Annotated in this window: 4 protein-coding genes and 1 pseudogene; 3 read left to right on the top strand and 2 right to left on the bottom strand. The window is 65.8% G+C overall.

Annotated elements, in window-relative coordinates; translation table 11 throughout:
- Positions 1-282: 282 nt before the first annotated feature.
- A pseudogene (locus ON31_RS38695) lies at positions 283-442 on the top strand (IS701 family transposase); the annotation flags it as partial.
- A 178-nt stretch (positions 443-620) separates the two neighbouring features.
- On the opposite strand, the gene ON31_RS34945 reads toward ON31_RS38695, so the two are convergent.
- A complete protein-coding gene (locus tag ON31_RS34945) occupies positions 621-1211 on the bottom strand; it encodes a hypothetical protein (RefSeq protein ID WP_147287239.1) in 591 nt (196 codons plus the stop codon).
- 275 nt (positions 1212-1486) lie between these two features.
- Here ON31_RS34945 and ON31_RS29705 point away from each other — a divergent pair, with 275 nt between their 5' ends.
- Positions 1487-2587 carry a protein kinase family protein gene (locus ON31_RS29705; protein WP_255222308.1) on the top strand — a complete coding sequence of 367 codons (1101 nt, stop codon included), beginning with the start codon at positions 1487-1489 and terminating at the stop codon, positions 2585-2587.
- Positions 2588-2631: 44 nt separating this feature from the next.
- Here the strand turns inward: ON31_RS29705 and ON31_RS29700 are convergent, their stop codons facing one another.
- Entirely contained in the window at positions 2632-4083 is a 1452-nt protein-coding gene (locus tag ON31_RS29700; protein ID WP_039818416.1) for an amidase, read from the bottom strand.
- Between the two features lie 391 nt (positions 4084-4474).
- Between ON31_RS29700 and ON31_RS37085 the strand changes: the two genes are divergently transcribed.
- The gene (locus ON31_RS37085) at positions 4475-4636 is read left to right on the top strand and encodes a hypothetical protein (protein WP_157533812.1); all 162 of its coding nucleotides are present in this window, start codon (positions 4475-4477) and stop codon (positions 4634-4636) included.
- The last annotated feature ends 141 nt before the right edge of the window (positions 4637-4777 follow it).

The following is a 4777-nucleotide window of genomic DNA, read 5'->3' as shown; positions in this document are numbered from 1 at the left end:
CAAATGCAGTCCCCGATGGATGTCGTGAGCAGAAACCGGCGCGAGCCCGCAGAGCTCGCGCCGGTTGCCCTGTCCCAGAATCTACTTCAGTTTGTCGCTCGACAGCCCCGGCACCCCGTCGGGCCACGATGAGCTGCTGGATCTGCTGGATGCCTCTAAAACGGATGAGGATCTCGTGACCCGGTTTCGGCTACATGGAGAAACACTTGTACTGGTCGCCCTGATCTGGGCTGATCCTACAACGGCACGCACTGGAATCAGTGCTGGTAGACCTGTCCGGTGATGTTGGATCGGCTGGTGGCCGAACTGGATTCGTTGATGACACGGGGCCGCGACCAGATTCTGTCGGCCCTACCCGCGCGCCAGGGCACGTGAGAATGTATCGGGGCTGGCCACTGACCTGGAGCAGAAGAACGGGTGGACGCTGGCGAAGCGGGCGGGGAGTCCGGGGTGTCACCCAAAACCGTCGTGACCATCGAATCAGTGCGTTCTGTCCGCCCTGCCCGGCCGGTCGGAAGCGACCCGTTGGCGGCAATGTAGATCATGGTGCGTTCGACCACGGGACCGACCGGTTCGTTCCGCACGGTCAGCCCGCGCAGGACACTCTCCCCGTATGGCCGTCACGGTCGCCAGCGCTCGACGTGATGATCGTCGTAAGGCCAGCGTTCGGTTCCGAGGTCTCGAAGGACGCCGTGCCGAAAGCGCAACAGGTCCAGCCGTTCTCGGGGGGTGAGATCGTCGCCGGCAGGCGCGGGATCGCCCTCCCACCGGGCATCGATGTTGTAACGCAGTTCACCGTCGATGCAGTAGTCGCGGCGAAAGCTCGCGCGCCACTGCGAATTCGAGCCCCATCCGTTGGACAGGTCCTGCACTTTGCGATAGCAGCGCCAGAATGTCCAGTACATGCTGGACCGTGCGGCCGAGTGCGGGTCGAGGATCGACGAACCGGCGCGGACGGTGACTCCCGACCGGACCAGTAGCAGATTGCCTAGGAACGCTCCAGGCCAGTGCTGCTGGGCGATCGTGACCGGTTCTCGGGGGTCGTCGGCAACGATAACGTCGACGATCTCGTGGAAGAAGGGATGGAATTCGTTCTCGGAGATGGGGACTGCGCCGATCATCGCGGTGAAGTCCGACCATGCGGTGGGTGCCGCGCCCAGATAGGCGCTTTCCATGTAGTGCGGCTGATGCGGCACGAGCAGGATGTCCACGAGTCGACTCACGCCGTACAGCTGCCACCGTCGTTCCGGGGGAATCGGCGAGCGGTGCGCGTCCGGAGCGCCACATTCGTGCAGTGCGGCACGCAGCTGTGGTCGCTGTTCGAACCAAGGCGCGAATTCGCTGGCTCCCCATCCGTCGGGGCATGCCAGCAGAGAACCGAACAGTGCTTTGATATCCCACACGCTGTCGGACATCAACCGAACCTACAAGATCACGAGGTGGCGCGGGCAGTGGACCAGGGCTGGGTTGGACTACGTTCCATGCGGTGACGTCCGATCCGCCTCACGCTGCTCCCACCCCCGATATGTCGCGCCCGGCGCGCCTGCTCGCCCACAGCGCCGTATCCACGGCCCTGGCGCTGTACAGCGATCACGAGTTGCTCGAACTCCTGGACTCGTCCGCGCCGATCGGCGCCGGTATCGGCGGGAAGTCGTCGCTACTGGAGATCGCCGAAACCCCGGTCTTCGTGAAGCGGATTCCCCTCACCGACCTGGAACGGCAGCCGGAGCACGTCCGGTCCACGGCCAACCTGTTCGATATGCCGCTCTGCTGCCAGTACGGCGTCGGCCTCATCGGCGGGCCGGGTTTCGGGGCCTGGCGTGAGCTCGCCGTGCACACCATGACGACGAACTGGGTGCTCGCGGCCGAGTGCGAGAGGTACCCGCTGATGTACCACTGGCGGGTGCTGCCGGATACGACGCCACTGCCGGAGGAACTCGCCGACATCGATCGCGCCGTCGCGTACTGGGAGGGACGGCCGCAGGTACGCCAGCGGATCGAGGCCCTCCGGGACTCCACCGCGAGCATCGCGTTGTTCCTGGAGTACATCCCGCACAACCTGCACCAGTGGCTCAGCACCCAGATCGACGCGGGCGCACAGCATGCCGGTCGGGCCTGCGCCATGGTGGAGCGAGAGCTGGCCGTCGGCACCGGATTCATGAACAGCCGCGGGCTGCTGCACCTCGACGCGCACTTCGGAAACATCCTGACCGACGGTCGACGCCTCTACTTCGGCGACTACGGCCTCGCGCTCTCCTCCGAGTTCGACCTCTCGCCGCAGGAGGTCGCATTCTTCCACCGGAACCAGAGCTACGACCGTGGCTACACCTCCGCCTACTTGGTCAACTGGCTGGTCACCGCAGTCTACCGGCTCCGAGGGGAGGAACGCGCCGCGATAGTCCGCGCCCTCGCCGAGGGCAAACCGCCGGAGGGCGTCACCGAGGAGGCCGCCGCAGTCCTCACTCGGCACGCTCCCGTCGCCGCGACAATGTCCGAATTCATGCGAGCGTTCCAGCAGGAGAGCCGCGGTACCTCGTATCCCGACCACACAATCCGGCGCCTACTGGACGGACCGGCCAGTCCCTGAATACCGTGGTAGCTGTCCGAACCGGAGGGACATCCGACGGTTCGCTACTCCGGTGCCCGGAAGCCACCGATCTTCCGCTCCAACAGCTCGGCCAGCCGTAGTGGGGTGCGATCCTCGAACATGGGACCGATGAGCTGCACACCTACCGGTAATCCCTCGGCGGACCGACCGGCGGGTATGGCCGTGGCGGGCAGGCCGGGCATGGTGGCCATGCCCGCCCAGACCAACTGATCGAAGTACGGGTATTCGACGCCGTCGATGTCGATGTGCCGGTCCTCCAGACCTCCGTTGTGGTTGTGCGGGAAGGCGGGCGTGGGTGTGATGGGGCACACCACGGCATCGAATTCGGCGAAGAGCTGCCGCCAGCCGTGGCGGTGGAGTTCGCGGCGGTGGTTCGCCGCGACCCAGTCGCGGTGGCTGAGCACCATGCCGCGCAGCCGCGCCGCATCGAGGCTGTGGTCGTCCGCGCACAGGGTGGCGGCGTGGGTCCGCAACCGGTCGTAGACGTCTATCGGGAGGTTCGCGGCGGCGTTCGACAGCATCAGCTGCATGTAAGTCGTCGCTGCTTCGATCGGATCGGGCAGCAGCGCGCTGCGCCGCTCGACGTGAGCGCCTTCGTCGGCGAGCGCCTCGGCGACTCGGTTGACGGCCGCCCGCACCGCCGAACCGGTCGGGATGAGCGGATGCTCCTCGATGATCAGGACGCGGAAGTCCGACAGCCGTTCGTGGCGCGCGGGCGGCAGTGCGATGTCGTAGGCGATGCCGTGGGTCAGCGGATCGGGTCCGGCCATCACGTCGAGCAACAGCGTGAGATCCCGGGCGGTGCGCGCCATCGGACCGACCACGGCGAGATCGAGGTCGATCGGCAGCGCCGGTGCGGGCGGCGCGACCATGCCCCGGGTGGGCGCCAACCCGAGCGTCGGCTTGTGCGCGTAAATACCGCAGAAATGCGCGGGGGTACGCAGCGAACCGGCGAGATCGGAGCCGATGGACAGCGCACCGAATCCCGCCGCCAAGGCCGCCGCCGAGCCGCCGGACGACCCGCCCGAGGTGCGGGTGTGATCCCACGGATTGTTGGTGGTGCCGTAGATCTCGTTGAAGCTCTGGATATCTCGCAGCACCAACGGCACATTGGTCTTGCCCAGCAGCACGGCACCCGCGGCCTTCAACCGCGACACCTGCACCGCGTCTTCGGTCGGCACATGGTCGCGATACTCGGGCATGCCCCAGGTCGTGGGCAGCCCGGCCATATCGTAGGACTCCTTGACCGTCACCGGAATACCGAGCAGCGGTCCGTCCTCCCCACGAGCCAGCGCGCGGTCGGCATGCAATGCGGCGGCCCGCGCACGGTCGAAGTCCGGTACACAGATCGCGTTGATCACCTTGTCCTCGTGCTCGATGCGAGCGATCGCCTCCTCGGTGAGCTCCACCGAAGTCACCGCACCAGCACGCAGGGCGGCCGAAAGCTGTTCTGCCGAAAGAAAACTCCACGCCATGAACCCGACGCTATCGACCTGCCGCAGAGGACATGAAATACCGCTCAGCACAATGGGAGGGACACCTCATTTTCCTCTATCGTGGGAGACCCCGCGAGATCTTCCGCATCTCGCCGCCGAAGCCCGTTCGAGGAGGTCGGCCACGTGTCGACGGTGAACGCAAAGATCGTTCACATCGTGTCTACTGTCAGAGATCCTCTCGCCGCGGCCGGCTGAGCAGCTGAGATCACCTCATCCGGGCTGCTCGAACAGCTCGACGATCTCCAGTAGTCGATTCAGTACCGGCAAGATCGGCACCACAACCGGCGAATGGGGTCGGCTCGCCGGAGCGACCTCGGACGGTGGCATCGACCGATCGCAAGGCCCGAGCCAGTCGCTCGAGACTCTCACCGTGCGCGAGCGTCCGAGGCGACCCGAGGCCGCCGGTGCGATGACGCCGTTCGTAGCGTTGAGCCGCATAGTGGGTGATGAATCCGACGAAGACGAACTGCACACCCTCATCCATCAGGGCGGTGAACAGAACCTCGGGACCGAATTCGTCGGCGGGCGATGACACCCCGCAAGGCTAACTCGGAGGCCCTACCGCATCTGCCAACCTGAGTCCGTTCGGCCGTCGCTTCGAGATACTCAGTTGGTCTCGCGGACCGGCGACACCCGGGGCGATTCGGAAACAGCCTTGGCGCCGGGTACTTTG

The sequence above is a fragment of the Nocardia otitidiscaviarum NBRC 14405 genome (assembly GCF_000308635.1).
GTDB lineage: Bacteria > Actinomycetota > Actinomycetes > Mycobacteriales > Mycobacteriaceae > Nocardia > Nocardia otitidiscaviarum.
Note: the sequence above shows the minus strand (reverse complement) of the source record. Positions and strands in the feature narration are given on the sequence as shown.